The 19,621-nt window shown below is 53.1% G+C and carries 17 protein-coding genes; 7 read left to right on the plus strand and 10 right to left on the minus strand.

Features of this window, described 5'->3' with window-relative positions; all coding sequences use genetic code 11:
- Both JTI85_RS21370 and putA read right to left on the minus strand, forming a co-directional pair.
- The coding region (locus JTI85_RS21370) for a lysozyme inhibitor LprI family protein (protein WP_255575569.1) at nucleotides 1-206 on the minus strand (206 nt) is incomplete at its 3' end.
- 59 nt (nucleotides 207-265) lie between these two features.
- Nucleotides 266-4,228, minus strand: coding sequence for a trifunctional transcriptional regulator/proline dehydrogenase/L-glutamate gamma-semialdehyde dehydrogenase (gene putA, locus JTI85_RS08950; RefSeq protein WP_219352449.1), 3,963 nt, complete (start codon nucleotides 4,226-4,228; stop codon nucleotides 266-268).
- A gap of 422 nt (nucleotides 4,229-4,650) precedes the next feature.
- Between putA and putP the strand changes: the two genes are divergently transcribed.
- From putP to phoH, 5 genes are all read left to right on the plus strand, one after another.
- Entirely contained in the window at nucleotides 4,651-6,159 is a 1,509-nt protein-coding gene (putP, locus tag JTI85_RS08955; RefSeq protein ID WP_048212078.1) for a sodium/proline symporter PutP, read from the plus strand.
- Between the two features lie 213 nt (nucleotides 6,160-6,372).
- Nucleotides 6,373-7,206: an iron uptake transporter permease EfeU gene (gene efeU, locus JTI85_RS08960; RefSeq protein ID WP_101741501.1), complete on the plus strand. Its 834-nt coding sequence runs from the start codon at nucleotides 6,373-6,375 to the stop codon at nucleotides 7,204-7,206.
- 58 nt (nucleotides 7,207-7,264) lie between these two features.
- Nucleotides 7,265-8,392 carry an iron uptake system protein EfeO gene (efeO, locus tag JTI85_RS08965; RefSeq protein WP_048212076.1) on the plus strand — a complete coding sequence of 376 codons (1,128 nt, stop codon included), beginning with the start codon at nucleotides 7,265-7,267 and terminating at the stop codon, nucleotides 8,390-8,392.
- Between the two features lie 5 nt (nucleotides 8,393-8,397).
- Entirely contained in the window at nucleotides 8,398-9,681 is a 1,284-nt protein-coding gene (gene efeB / locus JTI85_RS08970; protein ID WP_172741418.1) for an iron uptake transporter deferrochelatase/peroxidase subunit, read from the plus strand.
- A gap of 520 nt (nucleotides 9,682-10,201) precedes the next feature.
- Complete coding sequence (gene phoH, locus JTI85_RS08975; protein ID WP_005122110.1) at nucleotides 10,202-10,990, plus strand: phosphate starvation-inducible protein PhoH; 789 nt, start codon at nucleotides 10,202-10,204, stop codon at nucleotides 10,988-10,990.
- Nucleotides 10,991-11,167: 177 nt separating this feature from the next.
- Here phoH and artJ read toward each other — a convergent pair whose 3' ends face one another.
- The 6 genes from artJ to JTI85_RS09005 all read right to left on the minus strand — a co-directional run bounded on the left by artJ (nucleotide 11,168) and on the right by JTI85_RS09005 (nucleotide 15,686).
- Nucleotides 11,168-11,899 (minus strand): arginine ABC transporter substrate-binding protein ArtJ, encoded by a 732-nt coding sequence (artJ, locus tag JTI85_RS08980; protein ID WP_048212074.1) that lies wholly within the window; start codon nucleotides 11,897-11,899, stop codon nucleotides 11,168-11,170.
- 179 nt (nucleotides 11,900-12,078) lie between these two features.
- Complete coding sequence (artM, locus tag JTI85_RS08985) at nucleotides 12,079-12,747, minus strand: arginine ABC transporter permease ArtM (protein ID WP_061067660.1); 669 nt, start codon at nucleotides 12,745-12,747, stop codon at nucleotides 12,079-12,081.
- Entirely contained in the window at nucleotides 12,747-13,463 is a 717-nt protein-coding gene (gene artQ, locus JTI85_RS08990) for an arginine ABC transporter permease ArtQ (RefSeq protein WP_040231854.1), read from the minus strand. Before artQ ends, artM begins: the two co-directional genes overlap by 1 nt.
- A gap of 6 nt (nucleotides 13,464-13,469) precedes the next feature.
- Nucleotides 13,470-14,201, minus strand: coding sequence for an arginine ABC transporter substrate-binding protein ArtI (gene artI, locus JTI85_RS08995; RefSeq protein ID WP_003027298.1), 732 nt, complete (start codon nucleotides 14,199-14,201; stop codon nucleotides 13,470-13,472).
- Nucleotides 14,202-14,217: 16 nt separating this feature from the next.
- On the minus strand, nucleotides 14,218-14,946 hold the full coding sequence (artP, locus tag JTI85_RS09000) for an arginine ABC transporter ATP-binding protein ArtP (RefSeq protein WP_003027295.1): 729 nt from the start codon (nucleotides 14,944-14,946) through the stop codon (nucleotides 14,218-14,220).
- 224 nt (nucleotides 14,947-15,170) lie between these two features.
- Nucleotides 15,171-15,686: a lipoprotein gene (locus JTI85_RS09005; RefSeq protein ID WP_219352450.1), complete on the minus strand. Its 516-nt coding sequence runs from the start codon at nucleotides 15,684-15,686 to the stop codon at nucleotides 15,171-15,173.
- A 126-nt stretch (nucleotides 15,687-15,812) separates the two neighbouring features.
- On the opposite strand from JTI85_RS09005, the gene JTI85_RS09010 reads away from it, so the two are divergent.
- Together JTI85_RS09010 and JTI85_RS09015 are read left to right on the plus strand one after the other, a co-directional pair.
- The gene (locus JTI85_RS09010) at nucleotides 15,813-16,136 is read left to right on the plus strand and encodes a heavy metal-binding domain-containing protein (protein WP_001160725.1); all 324 of its coding nucleotides are present in this window, start codon (nucleotides 15,813-15,815) and stop codon (nucleotides 16,134-16,136) included.
- Nucleotides 16,133-16,963 (plus strand): N-acetylmuramoyl-L-alanine amidase, encoded by an 831-nt coding sequence (locus JTI85_RS09015; protein WP_116360257.1) that lies wholly within the window; start codon nucleotides 16,133-16,135, stop codon nucleotides 16,961-16,963. Before JTI85_RS09010 ends, JTI85_RS09015 begins: the two co-directional genes overlap by 4 nt.
- Nucleotides 16,964-17,069: 106 nt before the next feature.
- On the opposite strand, the gene JTI85_RS09020 is transcribed toward JTI85_RS09015, so the two are convergent.
- Together JTI85_RS09020 and JTI85_RS09025 are read right to left on the minus strand one after the other, a co-directional pair.
- Nucleotides 17,070-18,083 (minus strand): NAD(P)-dependent oxidoreductase, encoded by a 1,014-nt coding sequence (locus JTI85_RS09020; protein ID WP_003840192.1) that lies wholly within the window; start codon nucleotides 18,081-18,083, stop codon nucleotides 17,070-17,072.
- A 97-nt stretch (nucleotides 18,084-18,180) separates the two neighbouring features.
- Nucleotides 18,181-19,611, minus strand: coding sequence for an SDR family oxidoreductase (locus JTI85_RS09025; RefSeq protein WP_219352452.1), 1,431 nt, complete (start codon nucleotides 19,609-19,611; stop codon nucleotides 18,181-18,183).
- Nucleotides 19,612-19,621: the final 10 nt, after the last annotated feature.

Raw genomic sequence — 19,621 nt, forward strand, 5'->3', positions numbered from 1 at the left:
TGTGCTTTTTTCAGTAAATCACGTTGGGTGGGGGCGGCGCGCTTCAGTGCATTCTGATAAGTATCATTTAGCTTTGCGTCGGCCGTCTTATACTGCTCAGCGGCGCAGGTATTCATTTCAATTTGGTTGTTCGCGTTGGCGCAGTCATCCGCCAGCACCTGGCCGCTCAGCAGCAGTGCGGCACAGGTCAGTACAATTCGTTTCATGCTTCCCTCTGGCTTCATAAAAAAAGGCTCCGTTGCCGGAGCCTTAATTAACCACAACCTTAGCCGATTGTCATCAGGCTGGCGTTCCCCCCGGCAGCGGCAGTATTGACGCTCAGGGAACGTTCAATGTACAGCCTCTCCAGCAGAATATTGCTCTCGCCACGGGCAAAGCCCTGGACCGACACAATCGCCCCTTCGCGGGCCGCCACTGCTTCACACAGTGCGCGAAGCTGATCGGAATCGCCATGGAAAATAACGGCATCAAACGGCTGCGTGGCGATGTTGTCCGCTTTGGCAAATTGAATGCGCCCGGAGACCGCGGTTGGCAGGCGTTTTGCCAGGTCGCGATGGAATGCATCATCAGGCCACAGGATTAAGCTACCAACGGAAGTTACAGCGGCAACCTGTACCAGTGCATCCTGTTCGTCATCGGCGATACATAGAACGCGTTCGCGCGGCAACAGCGTCCAGGTATTGCGCTCGCCGGTGGGTCCTGGCAGCAGACGCTGGGTTCCGGCCTGCGCCAGTTCGCCAAACTGCTGGCAGAGCGCACGCAGTGCTGGACGGTCGGTTGCCCATTCGCTGAGCGCTTCCAGCGGTTGAACGAGTGCGGCTTTAAGCTGCGCATCGACCGGGTAGTCTGCATCCTGGCGGGCAAGGGTAATGCCTAACGCATTTTCCGGTCGGTTTGCCAGCAGGCGGTACAGATACAGCGGCCCACCCGCTTTTGGCCCGGTTCCTGACAAGCCTTCGCCACCGAATGGCTGCACGCCGACGACGGCGCCGACCATATTGCGGTTAACATACAGGTTCCCCACATGTGCTGAGCCCGTGACCTGGGCGATGGTTTCATCGATACGGGTGTGTACGCCCAGCGTCAGACCGTAGCCGGAGGCATTAATTTGTTCAATCAGGCTGCCCAGATTATTACGGGTGTAACGCACGACGTGCAGTACCGGACCAAACACCTCTTTTTGTAATTCATCGAAGCTTTCCAGCTCAATAAGCGTCGGGGCGATAAAGGTACCGGTTTGCCATTCCCGCGCATCGTCGCTATTTTCGCGCACGGCCTGGAACACCGGACGCCCTTTGGCGCGCATGGCCTGAATATGGCGCTCAATATTGGCTTTGGCTTCTTCATCGATAACCGGTCCAATATCGGTGGTCAGGCGGCCCGGGTTACCCATGCGGCATTCCGCCATCGCGCCGCGCAGCATTTTCAGCGTATGGTCGGCTACATCGTCCTGCAGACACAGGACGCGAAGCGCGGAGCAGCGCTGCCCGGCGCTGTCAAAGGCAGAGGCCAGGACGTCGACCACGACTTGTTCCGTCAATGCGGAGGAGTCGACGATCATGGCGTTCATCCCGCCGGTTTCGGCGATAAGCGGGATTGGACGTCCCTGAGCATCCAGGCGGGTCGCGATATTGCGTTGTAACAGCGTGGCGACTTCCGTGGAGCCGGTAAACATCACGCCGCGTACGCGCTCATCGGAAGTGAGCTGCGCCCCGACCGTTTCACCCTGACCAGGCAACAGTTGCACCACGCCCGGCGGAACTCCCGCTTCAAGCAAGATTGCGATGCCCTGGGCGGCAATCAGTGGGGTTTGCTCCGCAGGTTTCGCCAGCACGCTATTGCCCGCCGCCAGTGCGGCAGCAATCTGTCCGGTGAAAATAGCCAGCGGGAAGTTCCATGGGCTGATACAGACCACCGGGCCTAACGGACGATGGGTTTCATTATCGAAGTCATCGCGCACCTGGCCGGCATAATAGTGCAGGAAGTCGACCGCTTCGCGTACTTCCGCAATGGCGTTGCTGAAGGTTTTACCCGCTTCTCGCACCAGGATGCCAATCAACTGCTGCATCTGACCTTCCATTAGCACGGCGGCACGATGCAAAATAGCGGCGCGCTCTTGGGGCGGTGTAGCAAACCAGATTGGGGCATTATTGACGGCGTTCTGCAACGCCTGCTCCACTTCGCTGTGAGTCGCTTCACGCACGTAACCGACAATGTCTTTCGGTTCGGCCGGGTTGACGACGGGCGTCATTTCACCGTCAGCGACCGGTTGTTCAAGCATTGGTTTTGCGTGCCATTTTTGCAGCGCGCTATTGAGCAGGGCAGAGGACAGCGAGGCCAGACGATGTTCGTTAGCTAAATCCAGTCCGCCTGAGTTTTCCCGGCCTTTACCGTACAGGTCACGCGGCAGGGCAATCTTCGGATGCGGCAGCCCGGCCTGACCTTCCTGCTGTGCCAGTTTTTCAACAGCTTCGACTGGATCGGCAACCAGTTCGTCCAGCGGCAGGGTGGTGTCTGCAATACGGTTGACGAATGAGGTGTTGGCGCCGTTTTCCAGCAGACGACGCACCAGGTACGCCAGCAGCGTTTCGTGCGTGCCGACCGGCGCATAAATGCGGCATGGACGGTTCAGTTTGCCATCAGCGACTTTGCCGGTGACCTGTTCATACAGCGGTTCACCCATACCATGCAGACACTGGAACTCATACTGACCTGGATAGTAGTTTTGACCCGCTAACTGATAAATGGCCGCCAGCGTATGGGCGTTGTGGGTGGCGAACTGTGGGTAGATCAGATTCGGTACAGCAAGCAGTTTTTTCGCACAGGCCAGATAGGAAACGTCGGTGTACACCTTACGGGTATAGACCGGATAACCTTCCAGACCGTCCATTTGCGCACGTTTGATTTCGCTATCCCAGTAGGCGCCCTTAACCAGGCGGATCATCAGGCGACGGCGGCTGCGCGTGGCGAGGTCAATCAGGTAGTCGATAACATACGGGCAGCGCTTCTGGTAGGCCTGGATAACAAAACCGATACCGTTCCAGCCCGCCAGCTCAGGTTCAAAGCACAGTTTTTCCAGCAGATCGAGGGAGATCTCCAGTCGGTCTGCCTCTTCAGCATCAATATTGATACCGATGTCGTACTGGCGTGCCAGCTGGGTCAGCGACTTCAGGCGCGGATAAAGCTCATCCATCACGCGGTCATACTGCGCGCGGCTATAACGCGGATGCAATGCCGACAGCTTGATAGAAATGCCCGGCCCTTCATAGATACCGCGCCCGTTTGAGGCTTTACCAATGGCGTGGATTGCCTGTTGGTACGACACCATATAAGCCTGGGCATCAGCGGCGGTCAGTGCGGCTTCACCCAGCATGTCATAAGAGTAGCGGAAACCTTTTTCTTCCAGCTTACGCGCGTTAGCCAGCGCTTCGGCGATAGTCTCTCCGGTGACAAACTGCTCCCCCATCAAACGCATCGCCATGTCGACGCCTTTACGCACCAGCGGTTCACCGCTCTTGCCGATGATGCGGTTCAGCGAGCGTGAGAGACTGGCTTCGTTATGCGTAGAAACCAGACGACCGGTAAACAACAGCCCCCAGGTCGCCGCGTTGACGAAAAGTGACGGGCTGCGTCCAATGTGCGACTGCCAGTTGCCGTTGCTGATTTTGTCGCGGATTAACGCATCGCGGGTTGCCTTATCAGGAATACGCAGCAAGGCTTCCGCCAGACACATCAGCGCAACGCCTTCCTGCGAAGAAAGAGAAAATTCCTGCAATAAACCCTGAACCATCCCTGCGCGGCCGCTGGCGGTCTTCTGGTTACGCAGTTTGTCGGCCAGGCTGTATGCCAGCTTGTGCGCTTGCTCAGCGATGGGTTGCGGCAGACGAGCCTGCTCCATCAGCATCGGCACTGCGTCGGTTTCGGCGCGGCGGTACGCGGCGGTGATTGCTGCGCGGGAAACTGACTGCGGCAGGATCTGCTCGGCAAATTCAAGGAAAGGCTGGTGCGCTTCATTCTGCGGCGTGGTTGGCTCCTCACCCTCATTCGCGGCACCCGCCAGCAGGGCCGGTAGTTCAGGAAGCGCGTCGTCATTTTCCAGTCTTTCGAGATAATTAAAGATGGCTTGTTTGATCAGCCAATGTGGCGTGCGATCGATTCGTGATGCTGCTGTTTTAATACGCTCGCGAGTGGCGTCATCCAGCTTAACCCCCATCGTGGTGGTTCCCATGCCGTTTACTCCTGTTGTACTGAAATACGGGTCTGATAGTTACCGAGAAATATCCACTATGTTGCAACTTTGTGCAACCGTGTTAAATGTGACTTGGTTTGCAAGCTTGGAAATGAATGAAATGTTAATAAATGTGAGTTTTATGATGTGGGCTGTAAAAATTACAAAATCTTTTTCTCTGCGGTAGTTAACACTTTTAAAAGGTGCAACCGAAAAAAATGTGAGAGAGTGCAACCTACAGAAAAATGCTATCTACTCTGGATCAAATTTGATGTAAATGGTGTGTTAAATCGATTGTGAATAACCATCGCTTCCGGCAGGATACGGTCGCCCTGGTCAACATAGATATCTTTGCCACGTTCCGGCAGGGTAATAAAACGGCAAGCCACGGCATTGCTGATACATAATTTTGGAGAGTTTTGATGGCTATTAGCACACCGATGTTAGTGACATTCTGTGTCTATATTTTCGGCATGATATTGATAGGGTTTATTGCTTGGCGTTCGACCAAAAACTTTGACGATTATATTCTGGGTGGACGCAGTCTGGGTCCGTTCGTAACGGCGTTGTCCGCCGGGGCATCTGACATGAGCGGCTGGCTGCTGATGGGGCTGCCTGGCGCGATTTTCCTGTCGGGGATTTCAGAAAGTTGGATCGCTATCGGTCTGGTATTAGGGGCATGGATCAACTGGAAACTGGTGGCCGGGCGTTTACGTGTACACACCGAATACAATAACAATGCGCTGACGTTACCGGATTACTTTACCGGTCGCTTTGAAGATAAAAGCCGAATTCTACGTATTATCTCCGCGCTGGTTATTCTGCTGTTTTTCACCATCTATTGTGCTTCAGGGATTGTGGCAGGGGCGCGTCTGTTTGAAAGCACCTTTGGCATGAGCTACGAAACAGCGCTGTGGGCGGGCGCGGCCGCGACGATCATTTACACCTTTATCGGTGGTTTCCTGGCAGTAAGCTGGACCGATACCGTCCAGGCCAGCCTGATGATCTTCGCCCTGATCCTGACGCCGGTGATGGTTATTATTGGTGTGGGTGGGTTTGATGATTCGCTGGAAGTGATTAAACAAAAGAGCATTGAGAACGTGGATATGTTCAAAGGGCTTAACTTTGTTGCCATCATTTCCCTGATGGGATGGGGACTGGGCTATTTCGGTCAGCCGCATATTCTGGCGCGCTTTATGGCGGCAGATTCTCACCATAGCATTGTCCACGCACGTCGCATTAGTATGACCTGGATGATTCTGTGTCTGGCTGGCGCGGTTGCCGTTGGGTTCTTCGGCATTGCTTACTTCAATAACAACCCGTCGTTGGCGGGTGCCGTGAACCAGAATGCTGAGCGTGTGTTTATTGAACTGGCGCAGATCCTGTTCAATCCATGGATTGCCGGTATTCTGTTGTCTGCGATCCTTGCAGCGGTGATGTCGACGCTGAGCTGCCAGCTGCTGGTATGCTCCAGTGCGATTACCGAAGATTTGTACAAAGCGTTCCTGCGTAAAAATGCCAGCCAGAAAGAGCTGGTATGGATTGGGCGTATCATGGTGCTGGTCGTGGCGCTGGTGTCCATCGCGCTGGCGGCAAACCCAGAGAACCGTGTGCTCGGCCTGGTGAGCTACGCCTGGGCTGGCTTTGGTGCTGCCTTTGGTCCGGTTGTTCTGTTCTCCGTAATGTGGTCGCGTATGACCCGTAACGGCGCACTGGCAGGGATGGTCATTGGTGCAGTGACGGTTATCGTCTGGAAGCAGTTTGCCTGGTTGGGCCTGTATGAAATCATCCCGGGCTTCGTGTTCGGCAGCATCGGGATTGTGGTCTTCAGTCTGTGGGGGAAAGCGCCATCAGCAGCAATGCAGAAACGTTTTGCCGAGGCTGATGCGCATTATCATTCAGCACCGCCGTCGCGTTTGCAGGAAGAATAATCAGCCTCTGTCCTCAAGCCCGCCGTGTGCGGGCTTTTATATTGACCCGGTCGTAAAACCGTCATAACCGTTACCTACCTAACCTTTTACATTCAGTCATCATTCTCAAAACATTCTGCTTGAGTTTTTCTTTGCTGTAATGATAATCACTATCACTGTAATTTACTTTTCTTTTCATCAATTGACCGAGAATAACGTTTAAGGGTTCTTCGCATGTTTGTTCCATTTCTAATTATGTTGCGCGAAGGGTTAGAGGCCGCGCTGATTGTCAGCCTGATTGCCAGCTACCTGAAACGGACTCAGCGCGGTCGATGGATTGGTGTGATGTGGATTGGTGTTCTGCTGGCGGCGGCGTTATGCCTGGCGTTAGGGATTTTCATCAACGAAACCACCGGTGAATTTCCGCAAAAAGAACAGGAGCTGTTTGAAGGTATCGTGGCGGTCATTGCCGTGGTGATCCTCACCTGGATGGTGTTCTGGATGCGTAAAGTTTCCCGCAACGTCAAAGTCCAGCTTGAACAGGCTGTCGATAACGCGTTGCAACGCGGTAATCATCACGGCTGGGCGCTGGTGATGATGGTCTTTTTTGCTGTTGCGCGAGAAGGGCTGGAATCGGTGTTCTTCCTGCTGGCGGCATTCCAGCAGGATGTGGGTATTTGGCCACCGCTAGGTGCGATGCTGGGACTGGCTACCGCGGTGGTACTGGGATACCTGATTTACCTCGGCGGCATTCGCCTCAACCTCGGGGCATTCTTTAAATGGACCAGCCTGTTCATTTTGCTGGTAGCTGCCGGTCTTGCCGCTGGGGCCATTCGTGCATTCCACGAAGCTGGGTTGTGGAATCATTTTCAGGATGTGGCGTTTGATATGAGCAGCGTTCTGTCAACGCATTCGCTGTTTGGCACATTAATGGAAGGGATCTTCGGTTATCAGGAAGCGCCAAGCGTTAGTGAAGTCGCTGTCTGGTTTATCTACCTGATTCCGGCGTTGATTATGTTTGCACTACCGCCGCGTTCAGGCACTACGGCATCGCGTACCGCACCTTGATAAAAACGCGATGCAGAATACTTTTTAGTTACAACATACTTATTTATAGGGATAGGTTATGACGTTTAATTTTCGCCGTAGTGCGCTGCAGTTGGGTATTGCCGCGCTGTTTGCATCCGCTTTTTCTGCACAAGCCGCCGATATTCCGCAGGTGAAAGTCACGGTTAACGACAAACAGTGTGAACCGATGACGATCACGGTTAACGCCGGGAAAACGCAGTTCATCATCCAGAACCACAGCCAGAAAGCGCTGGAGTGGGAAATTCTTAAAGGCGTTATGGTGGTTGAAGAGCGCGAAAACATTGCGCCCGGTTTTAGCCAGAAAATGACGGCTAACCTGCAGCCGGGTGAATATGATATGACCTGCGGTCTGCTGACCAACCCGAAAGGCAAGCTGATCGTGAAGGGGACTGCAACGGCAGATGCCGCGCACAGCGACGCTCTGCTGAGTCTGAGCGGCGCGATTACTGAATACAAAGCCTATGTAACGGCAGAAACCGCACAACTGGTGACAGGCACGAAAGCCTTCACCGATGCGATTAAAGCAGGTGATCTGGAAAAAGCGAAATCGCTGTATGCGCCAACCCGTCAGCATTATGAGCGTATTGAACCGATTGCTGAACTGTTCTCCGATCTCGACGGCAGCATTGATGCGCGTGAAGATGATTATGAGCAAAAAGCCGCCGATCCGAAATTCACCGGCTTCCACCGCCTGGAGAAAGCGCTGTTTGGCGACAATACCACTAAAGGTATGGACAAGTACGCCGACCAATTAAACAGTGATGTTCTTGACCTGCAAACGCGTATTAGCGAGCTGGCTTTCCCACCGTCTAAAGTGGTTGGCGGAGCAGCAGGGTTGATTGAAGAAGTTGCTGCCAGCAAAATCAGTGGGGAAGAAGATCGCTACAGCCATACCGATCTGTGGGATTTCCAGGCTAACGTCGATGGCGCGCAGAAAATTGTCGATCTCCTGCGTCCTCAATTACAAAAATCCAATGCTGAACTGCTGGCGAAGGTGGATGCGAACTTCAAAAAAGTCGATACCATTCTGAGCAAGTACCGTACCAAAGACGGTTTTGAAACCTATGACAAACTGACCGATGCCGATCGCAATGCGCTGAAAGGGCCAATCACGACGCTGGCGGAAGACTTGTCGCAATTACGCGGTGTTCTGGGTCTGGATTAAGCACTATGCAGCAAGATAATGAAAACGGCGTGAGCGAACCGTCACGCCGACGTTTACTGAAAGGGATGGGCGCCCTGGGTGGGGCGCTGGCGCTGGCGGGTGGATGCCCGGTCGCTCACGCGCAAAAAACGCAAAGCGCGCCGGGAACACTGTCACCTGATGCACGCAGTGAACAACAACCGTTTTATGGCCAGCACCAGGCCGGGATCCTGACGCCGCAGCAAGCCTCAATGATGCTGGTGGCGTTCGATGTGCTCGCCAGTGATAAAGCTGATCTTGAGCGTCTGTTTCGTTTACTAACCAGCCGGTTTGCGTTTCTAACCACCGGTGGGCCGGCACCAGAAACGCCGAATCCACGTTTACCGCCAATGGATTCCGGTATTCTTGGGGCATACATAGCGCCGGATAATCTGACGATGACGCTGTCGGTTGGATCTTCACTGTTTGATGAGCGCTATGGTCTGAAAGCACAGATGCCGAAAAAACTGCAAAAAATGACGCGTTTTCCGAATGACTCACTGGATGCAGCGTTATGTCATGGCGATTTGCTGTTGCAGATTTGCGCCAACACGCAGGACACCGTTATCCATGCGCTGCGCGATATCATTAAGCATACGCCCGATCTGCTCAGCGTGCGCTGGAAGCGGGAAGGGTTTATTTCCGACCATGCCGCACGCAGTAAAGGTAAAGAGACACCTGTCAATTTGCTGGGATTTAAGGATGGAACCGCGAATCCCGACGCAGCCAATGCAACGCTGATGCAAAACGTGGTGTGGGTCACTGCGGAGCAGGGGGAACCGGCATGGGCACAAGATGGTAGCTATCAGGCCGTCAGGCTCATCCAGTTCCGTGTGGAATTCTGGGACCGTACGCCGCTTAAAGAGCAGCAAACGATTTTCGGCCGCGATAAACATACCGGCGCACCGCTGGGTATGCAGCACGAGCATGATGTGCCGGATTACGCCAACGATCCCGAAGGCGAGGTAATTGCACTCGACAGCCATATCCGTCTGGCAAATCCGCGCACCAAAGAGACTGACTCCAGTTTGATGATGCGCCGTGGCTACAGCTATTCGCTCGGCGTGACCAATTCTGGTCAACTGGATATGGGACTGTTGTTTGTTTGCTATCAGCACGACCTGGAAAAAGGGTTTTTGACGGTGCAAAAACGCCTGAACGGTGAAGCGCTTGAGGAGTATGTCAAACCTATTGGTGGGGGATACTTCTTTGCCTTGCCGGGCGTCAAAACTGCAGACCATTATCTGGGACAGGCCCTGCTCGAAGCATGATGATTGTGCCCCGCAGTGCGGCGGGGCATTTCCTGACACTCTGATGAATGAAAAAATTATTTTTCATGATCGGCGGCGACTGAAATAATTCTGTCATCTCTCTGCAAGAGACTGTTGCTGGCGATAAGATGAAATTAAGTTAACGATAAGTAAAAATATTGTTGCATTAACGAAGGGTTATGATGTAATTATAAGTAATAGCGGTAGTTCCCGGCGGTGATAGTCGTTCACTATGGAGATCGCGAATGGAAAAGTCCTGTACTGGACATGTTTTTCAACGTTATTGCAGTCCCTTACGCGGACGTTTCTCTTCCGGTAGCCATCTCGTCACCGTTAAATCTCTCTCCCTTTCACTTCTTATCCTTGTAACTGACACCCTGTACGGTGCGCGTAGCCGTGTATGGCGTCTTATCCGAAGGCAGGCAATGGCTTACAAGGAAGCCAACCCTCAGATGTTCGTGCGCATAATCGTGCCGCCAACGGCGCGTGTGATGTATACCTACAACTCAAGGTGCTATCCATGGGAAGACAAAAAGCAGTGATCAAAGCTCGTCGCGAAGCAAAACGTGTGCTGAGGCGGGATTCGCGTAGCCATAAACAGCGCGAAGATGAATCGGTCACCTCGCTTGTGCAGATGGGCGGCGTAGAAGCGATTGGTATGGCGCGTGATAGCCGCGACGCCACACCGATCACGGCGCGAAATGAAGCTCAGGCGCACTACCTGAATGCTATCGAGAGCAAGCAGCTGATCTTCGCCACCGGTGAAGCCGGGTGTGGTAAAACCTGGATCAGCGCGGCGAAAGCAGCAGAAGCCCTGATCCACAAAGATGTGGACAGGATCATTGTAACCCGTCCAGTTCTGCAAGCTGATGAAGACCTCGGCTTCTTACCTGGGGATGTCTCCGAGAAGTTCGCTCCCTATTTTCGTCCGGTTTATGACGTGCTGGTAAAACGTCTGGGAGCCTCCTTTATGCAATATTGCCTGCGACCTGAGATTGGTAAGGTAGAAATCGCGCCGTTCGCGTATATGCGGGGACGTACATTTGAAAATGCTGTTGTTATTCTGGATGAGGCTCAGAATGTGACTGCTGCGCAAATGAAGATGTTTTTGACCCGACTCGGAGAGAATGTGACGGTGATTGTGAATGGGGATATTACCCAGTGCGATCTCCCCGCTCATGTTCGTTCAGGGCTAAGCGATGCGCTGGCCCGTTTCGAAGAAGATGACATGATTGGGATCGTTCGATTCAACAAAGATGATTGCGTTCGCTCGGCACTGTGTCAGCGGACGCTCAATGCTTACAACTGATCTGTTTTGCGTCTTCAAGGCCCGGGAAACCGGGCTTTGTTTTTTGTACCCCTATGAGCACAACGGACTGATGGCGTGGCCAACATTGTTGGTGAGGTCAGGTGTTCACGTTGTATCCCGCATGGGAAAATAGCTATAAAAAAGCCGCTGGTCGCGGCTTTTTAAATAAAACTGAGGTTACTGTGGGAACCACTGGTCACTGATTTTCTGGTACGTGCCGTCCGCTTTGATAGCCGCCAGCGCACTGTTCAGTTTTTCCAGCAGGGCTTTGTTATCCGGGCGAACAGCAATGCCAAGACCCGTACCAAAGTATTGCGGATCGGTGACTTTTGCCGTTGCAGTACCTAACTGTGGATTAGTTTTCAGCCACTCATTGACGACGGCAGTGTCGCCAAATACGCCATCAATACGGCCATTTTTCAGGTCGATAATCGCATTCTGATAGCTGTCGTAGGCCACGGTTTTTACTTCAGGATGTTTGTCCTGCAGGTATTTCTGGTGCGTGGTGCCGTTTTCCATCCCAATACGTTTGCCTTTCAGATCATCAAAGCTTTTATAGGTGTCTTTCTTCGCAATTACCAGCGCTGAGTTGGCATAGTACGGCTGGGTGAAGGAAACCTGCTTGCTACGTTCAGGCGTGATGTCCATGCCGGAAATCACCGCATCATATTTTTTGAATTTCAGCGCGGGGATCAGGCTGTCAAAAGCGTGATTGGTGAAAGTACAGTCAGCCTGCATTTGTTTGCACAGCGCCGTCGCCAGATCGATGTCAAAACCGACAATTTTATTGCTGGCGTCCAGCGACTCAAATGGCGGGTAAGTCGCTGATACACCGAAATTAATTTTATCTGCAGCTGAGGCGCCAGCGGCGAAAGTAGCAAGTAATGCGGCCAGTACTAACTTTTTCATGGTGGAACTCCCGTCTGTCAATCTTATGATTATTTACCGTGTCTGCGGCGTGGATTAACAATGCCATTTAATGAATTTATATGCAATAAAAATGATTAAGTATTTTTTTGATGTAAAAAAAGACGGGCTATTGTGAGACTTGCCCGTCTTGTGTTTTTAGGTTTATGCAGTTATTTGGCTTAATTACGGTGTTCAAACGCCAGCGCTTTACGTTCGATTAAGCGCATCATCAGCGTCAGCAAGCCGTTGACGATCAGGTAAATCACACCCGCAGCACCGAATACCATCACGTCATAAGTACGACCGTACAGCAACTGGCTATAGCCCATAACTTCCATCAGCGTGATGGTGTATGCCAATGAGGTACTTTTAAAGACCAGCACCACTTCGTTGGAATACGAGGAGAGGGCGCGTTTAAAGGCGTACGGCAACAGAATTGCCAGCGTATCCTTTTTGCTCATCCCCAGCGCACCACAGGACTGCCACTGGCCTTCCGGGATTGCTCGAATCGCACCGTAAAACAGTTGCGTGGTATAGGCCGCACTGTTTAAGGACAGCGCGATTAACGCGCACAGCCACGGTTCTGACAGCAAATGCCAGAGCACCGGATATTCCTGCAGCGCAGGGAACTGCCCTGGTCCGTAGTAGATCAGGAAAATTTGCACCAGCAGCGGTGTACCGGTAAACAACGTGATATAGGCGCGAACCAGCCAGACCACAATCGGCGTCTTAAGCGTCAGGATGACAGTGAAAATCAGCGCCAGCACCAGAGCAACTACGATGGAGGCGACCGTCAGCGTCAGGCTGGTATGTAGCCCTTTCAACAATTCAGGTAAATACTCAAGCATCAGCCCGGTCTCCGCTCAAAACGTGTCGCGCGCAGGTCAATGCGTTTGAGAATGTACTGACTCACCAGTGTAATCACCAGGTAAATAGCGGCCGCCACAATGTACCAGGTAAAGGGTTCCTGGGTACGGGTAGCGATGCTCTTGGTTTGCAGCATCAGATCGTTCACGCTGATAAGGCTGACCAGCGCGGTATCTTTCAGCAATACCAGCCACTGGTTACCGAGCCCCGGCAGCGCGTGACGCCACATTTGCGGCATCACCAGGCGAAAGAAAATCGCGGTTTTAGATAAACCCAGCGCCTGGCCTGATTCCCATTGCCCGAGTGGTACGGCCTTCAGCGCGCCACGCAGCGTTTGCGACGCGTAAGCGGCGTACAGCAATGACAGCGCAATCACACCGCACAGGAACGGGCTGACGTCGAAGTTTTCGATCTGCATCTGCACCGGAATTTGTACAAATCCGAGATTGATCGTAAAGCCATCGGCCAGCGTCAGTAGCAACTGTGAGGAGCCGAAATAGATAAACAGAACCACCAGAATTTCTGGTAACCCGCGCAGAATGGTGACCAGCGCTGAACCTGCCCATGCCACTGGACGCCATTTTACGGACTCCCAGACGGCAAAAAACATGGCGAGCGCGAGGCCGATGATCAGCGCACAAACGGCAAGGCCGACGGTCATCCCGGCGGCGCTTGCTAAAGGAAAAAATTCATTCATCAAATATTACTTCTGGAACCATTTGTTGTAGATGGTCTCGTAAGTCCCATCTTTCTTCACTTTTTCCAGCGCAGCGTTAAATTTCTGCTGCAGCTCGGTATTACCCTGGCGCACAGCAATGCCCAGACCGGTACCGAAGTAATCTTTATCCGTGACTTTGTCGCCAACCGCGGCCAGTTTCGGATTGTCTTTCAGCCATTCCGTTACTACTGCGGTATCACCAAAGACGCCGTCAATACGACCGTTTTGCAGATCGAGTTTGGCATTCTGATAACTGTCATACGGCACGGTAGTCACTTCCGGATGTTTATCCATGATGAATTTCTGGTGCGTAGTACCGTTTTGAACACCGACTTTTTTGCCTTTCAGCTGATCAATGCTGGTGTATTTACCCTGTTGGCCAACAAACAGCGCAGAGTTGTCGTAATACGGGGTGGTGAACAGAACCTGTTTTTCACGTTCAGGCGTGATGTCCATACCGGCCATCACCGCGTCAAAACGACGGAATTTCAGGCTCGGGATCAGGCTGTCGAAGGCCTGATTGGTGAAGGTACATGTGGCGTCAATCTCTTTACACAGCGCATTCGCCAGATCAACGTCAAACCCTACGATCTTGTTGTTAGCATCGATCGATTCAAACGGAGGATAAGACGCTTCGGTGGCGAAACGAATGGTTTGGGCTGCGGTAGCGGAAAGGCTAAAACCTGCGATTAGCGCGGCAATCAGAACTTTTTTCATTGTATTGTCCCGAATCTTAGTGAGAAAGATAGTTTTTAAACGCTTCGGTTTGCGGGTTGGCAAAGCAGCTCGCATCCCCAAACTCGACGATATGACCGTTTTCCATGTACACCACGCGACTGGCCGTTTTACGAGCAACTTCCACTTCGTGGGTGACGATCACCTGAGTAATATTGGTTTCTGCCAGCTCACGAATGATGCTGACGATTTGGGCGGTAATTTCCGGATCAAGCGCTGCGGTAGGCTCATCAAACAGCAGCACCTGTGGTTCCATCATCAACGCGCGGGCGATGGCCACACGCTGCTGCTGGCCGCCGGACAGATGCAGTGGATAGCGATCGCTGTACGGCTTCAGACGCAGACGTTCCAGCAGTTTCTCGGCACGCGCCATCGCTTGCTCTTTTGTCAGACCCAGTACGCGGCAGGGCGCTTCAATCAGGTTCTGCACCACCGTGAGATGCGGCCAAAGATTATATTGCTGGAAGACCATGCCCACGTTTTGACGCAGATCCCGAATGGCTTTATCTGACGGGGTTTTCGTGAAGTCGAAACGGTTACCCGCAATAGAGAGCGTGCCCGAGCGCGGCATCTCAAGCAGGTTGAGTACGCGCAGTAGCGAGCTTTTCCCGGCTCCACTTGGGCCAAGTAACACCAGTGTTTCACCCTGAGGGCAATCCAGCGTGATATCGAACAGCGCCTGATGTGCGCCGTAGAAGCAGTTAATGCCGTTTAATTGAATACTCATTGACACTCGATACTGGCAGTCTGATAGCTATTGAAGCCGCAGATACTACCTTTGACAGAATAGTTATGCAATATTTATGCGTTAAAAGTTAAATGCAAACCGCATTCTTATCTAAACATAGCACAAAATAGCGGGGCTACCAGCGGGCAAGAATAATTGTCGGCATTCTATGCAGAATGCCAGACAATTTAAGGGGTTTATGATTTTGACGGTGAATGGGGCAGTTAGCGGTTTTCGACAGACTGGCGCAGCGTCCCGGCTGGCGCGTGTACGCTGCCGCCCAGATAACGCACATCATCGATCACCCAGCACTGGCCTTCGCGGATCATTAGCACTTCATCGCGCCAGCTCTGATCGCCTTGTTTGAGTTCGACGCGCAGCGGAATATTGCGTGCATCGCTATTCGGAATGGTTGATGCGCTGGCGACGCTGGCACTGTCCGGAAGTGTGGCGCGGCTGGAGAACGGATCGCTGTTAAACAGAGCGCGATGCGCGTTATCACGGCTGGCATCGTTCAGCAGTTTAGCCAGGTTGTCGCTGAGGTATGGGCGCAGGGCGGTAAGATCGTTGTTTCGATGCTGAATACGGTAATCATAGAATTGTTGAGCCACGCTGTCTGGCTCGCCTTCTACGCATGAACCGCTACGCGTGCCGTTATCTTTATAGACCGGCGTCACGGTAGTACAGGCGCTGAGAAGGAGTGCACAGGGAACCAGCAGAGAGAGTTTCGAGTAGCGCATAATGATTTCCTTATTAGCTTTCTACTATTAGTGTTCTACGTTGATAGAATATATCCTTTCAATGATAGTGGATCGGTTCGATAATGCTTTTGAGATCGTGCTCTTAGCGCAAAAAGGAGATTAACCATGCAGTTTTCGACTACCCCTACGCTGGAAGGGCAGAGCATCGTGGAATACTGCGGTGTTGTGACTGGCGAAGCCATTTTAGGCGCGAACATTTTCCGCGATTTTTTCGCCGGCATTCGCGATATTGTCGGCGGTCGCTCCGGCGCGTATGAAAAAGAGCTGCGTAAAGCGCGTGAAATTGCTTTCCAGGAGCTGGGTGAACAGGCCAAAGCGCTGGGTGCTGATGCGGTGGTCGGTATTGATATTGATTACGAAACCGTGGGCAAAGACGGCAGTATGCTGATGGTGAGCGTCAGCGGCACGGCGGTGAAAACTCGCCGATGAAGCGTCTGTTGTGTCTGCTGGCATTTACGCTGTTGCTGGTGGGATGTGCTGGCGAAAAAGGGATTGTCGACAAAGACGGGTATCAGTTAGATACCCGCCGTCAGGCACAGGCTGCTTATCCACGCATTAAAGTGCTGGTTATCCATTACACGGCCGATGATTTTGACTCTTCTCTGGCTACGCTGACCGATAAAAACGTCAGCTCGCACTATTTGATCCCGGCTGTGCCGCCGCTCTACCACGGCAAACCGCGTATCTGGCAACTGGTGCCGGAAAAAGATCTGGCCTGGCATGCGGGGATTAGCTTCTGGCGTGGCGCTACGCGTATTAACGATACCTCAATTGGCATTGAGCTGGAAAACCGCGGCTGGCAAAAATCGGCAGGGATAAAATATTTTGCGCCGTTTGAGCCCGCGCAGATTCAGGCGCTGATCCCATTGGCGAAAGATATTATCGCCCGCTACGACATCAAACCGCAGAACGTGGTAGCCCATGCGGACATCGCCCCGCAACGAAAGGACGATCCCGGACCGCTTTTCCCATGGAAAGTGTTGGCCGAACAGGGCATTGGCGCGTGGCCGGATGCTCAGCGTGTGGCGTTTTATCTTGCCGGGCGAGCGCCTCATACGCCGGTAGAAACCGCATCTTTACTCGATCTGCTGTCGCGTTACGGCTATGAGGTAAAATCTGAAATGACGCCGCGCGAACAGCAGCGGGTGATTATGGCGTTCCAGATGCACTTCCGCCCCACGTTGTGGAACGGCGTGGCGGACGCAGAAACTCAGGCGATTGCCGAAGCGTTACTGGAAAAATACGGGCAGGGTTAACGCAGAACACCAATGCCTGATGGCGCTTCGCTTATCAGGCCTACGGCTAATTTGGGCTGGTTTTTTGTAGGCCAGATAAGGCGCTTGCGCCGCCATCCGGCAATGGTTAACGCGGCAGCTTACCGTGGTCGCGCAGCCAGGCCGCGGTACGTTCAATCCCTGCATCCAGCGTCACAATGGGCTGATAACCCAACTCTTCCTGAGCGCGGGTAGTATCCAGCGTAAAATCAAAATTTAGCTTCGAGACGCCGTAATGCGTCAGCTTTGGCTCTTTTGCCGATTTATTGCCTAAACGCTCCATGCTGCGGGCAATCATGTCCAGCATCGGGTAGGGAACTGAGCGGATCCGACAATCAATATTCAGCTCGTCGATGAGCTTCTGCACAATGCTGCGCAGAGTACGATGCTCGCCGTTGGTAATGTTGTACGCGCGACCCGAAGGCAGCTTATCGCAGGCTTGCTGACTTGCCAGCCACATCGCGTGCACTGCATTTTCGTAGTAGGTCATATCTACCAGCGCACTTCCGCCGTGCGGCAACAGGATGCTGCCATAGTGGTACATCATATGGGCCAGGCGCGGGATAAAGACCTTATCGTGTGGCCCGAACAGGCTTTGCGGACGCAATACCGTAAAACGCGTCTGCGGGTTGGCCTGCGCCAGCAACGCGATCACGTCTTCGCCAGCTGCTTTGCTGCGGGCAAATTCATTGGCGAAGCGGTGCGGACGAAAGTCCTCTTTGATATCGCGATGGTGATGATAATCAAAATAGAGCGACGGCGAGGAGATATGAATGAAGTTACGCACGCCCCAGGCCACGGCCCACTCGCCCAGGCGGCGAGTAGCGCGAACGTTAGCCAGATCGAAGGCTTCCTGAGTTCCCCACGGTGAGGTAAAACTGGAGCAGTGCCACAGCGTGTCGATGCCGGCAAGCATCACTTTTGCCTGCGAAGAAACCAGCTCGGTCAAATCCGCATGCACAAATTCTGCGCCCATTTTTTCCAGCAGTTTGCCCATCGCTTCGTTGCGACCGGTGGCTCTGACGCTGACGCCTTTGCTGCATAAAAACTCAACCGCGTTTCGGCCCAAGCCGCTGGTGGCTCCGGTAACCAGTACCTTCATATCAATCCACTGTGTTTAAAAAACGTCGTGCGCATTCTTCCGTGAATTACGTCTGTATGCAATGGGAAACATGAAAGAATACAGTCTCTTTTTCGCATTAGTCTGTGATTTGTTCTGCAAGTTTGGCAATACGCTTCGCCATCCCTCTGAAAATGAACAGGTGGGCGGGGATCATCAACAGCCAGTAGAAGAGGCCAGGCATGCCGTGCGGATGCCACCAGGCGCGTACATCAATGCGTCGGTGATCGCCTTTATCTTCCAGTGTGAAGCTCAGGCGACCCAAACCAGGCGCTTTCATTCCAAACAGCAGCGTCAGCTGTTTCTCGGGTTCAACAATGATAACTTTCCAGCTATCGACAGTATCGCCAACCTGTAATAGCGGGTGTTGTGGTCGGCCTTTTGCCAGCTTATGGCCGACCAGCAGATCTAACGCCGCACGCGTTTTCCACAAAATGTTGCCAAAGAAGTAGCCTTCTTTGCCGCCGAGCCGGTTCACGACCTGCCACAACGCTTTTTTGCTGGCGGAGGTTTCTACGCTAAAGCCAGCCTGTTTGGCAAAATAGCCATATTCAGGACGCCAGCGGGCAAACGCCTGCGCGTCGTAACCCCAGTCGCTGGAATTAACCAGTTTTTCTTCTTCCTTCAACGTGCTGCGCACTGCGTCATCAAAGGCAATCAGCTTTTGCGGGATCAGCGCACGTAATTCGGTATCATCGGCTAACAGGTCGTGTTTCAGGCCCTGGATCAGCGCTTTGGCCGTGGTCGGCGGCACCGACGTAATGACGTTTAAAAACCAGACCGAAATCCAGCGGGTAGGAAAGGGAATGGGGATGAGCAGGCGATGTTTACCGCTGACCGCCATAAAATGCTCGAACTGTTCCTGATAGCTCAACACCTGCGGCCCGGCGGCTTCGAGGATGCGGTGATGTTGTGTGGGATGGTCCAACAGTGCCACCAGGTAATACATCAAATTCTCCAGCGCGATAGGCGTGGTACGCGAGCGTACCCAGCGTGGCGGGGTGAGAACCGGCAGGTTGTAAACCATATCGCGCATTACTTCAAAGGCAGCAGAACCTGCCCCCACGATAATGCCCGCACGCAATTCCGTCATCGGCACGCCTGATTCACGCAAGGTGTCAGCGGTTATTTGCCGCGCACGCAGATGATCGGATTGTTCATGCCGGGGAGCCTGTAATGAGCTCAGGAAAATAAGCTGATTGACCGGTGTATTACGCAGCGCATCGCGCACGTTCATCGCCACCTGACGTTCGTGGGCGATAAAATCACCGCCTTCACCCATGCCATGGACCAGGTAATAAACCGTATCAACGCCGGTCAGCAACGGCGTAAGGTTATCTGGCCAATTCAAATCGACCTTATGGCAACTGACGTTGGCCAGTTGCTGCTTTTCCAGTCGTTCAATGCGACGTGCCGCAGCCAACACCTGATGCCCTTGCTGACTGAGCGCCTGTACCAAATGCTGACCAATGTAGCCACTGGCGCCAAGAACCAAAATCCGTTGCGGCACGCCCATCTCC

It is taken from the genome of Citrobacter sp. Colony219, assembly GCF_019382635.1.
Classification (GTDB): Bacteria; Pseudomonadota; Gammaproteobacteria; order Enterobacterales; family Enterobacteriaceae; genus Citrobacter; species Citrobacter youngae.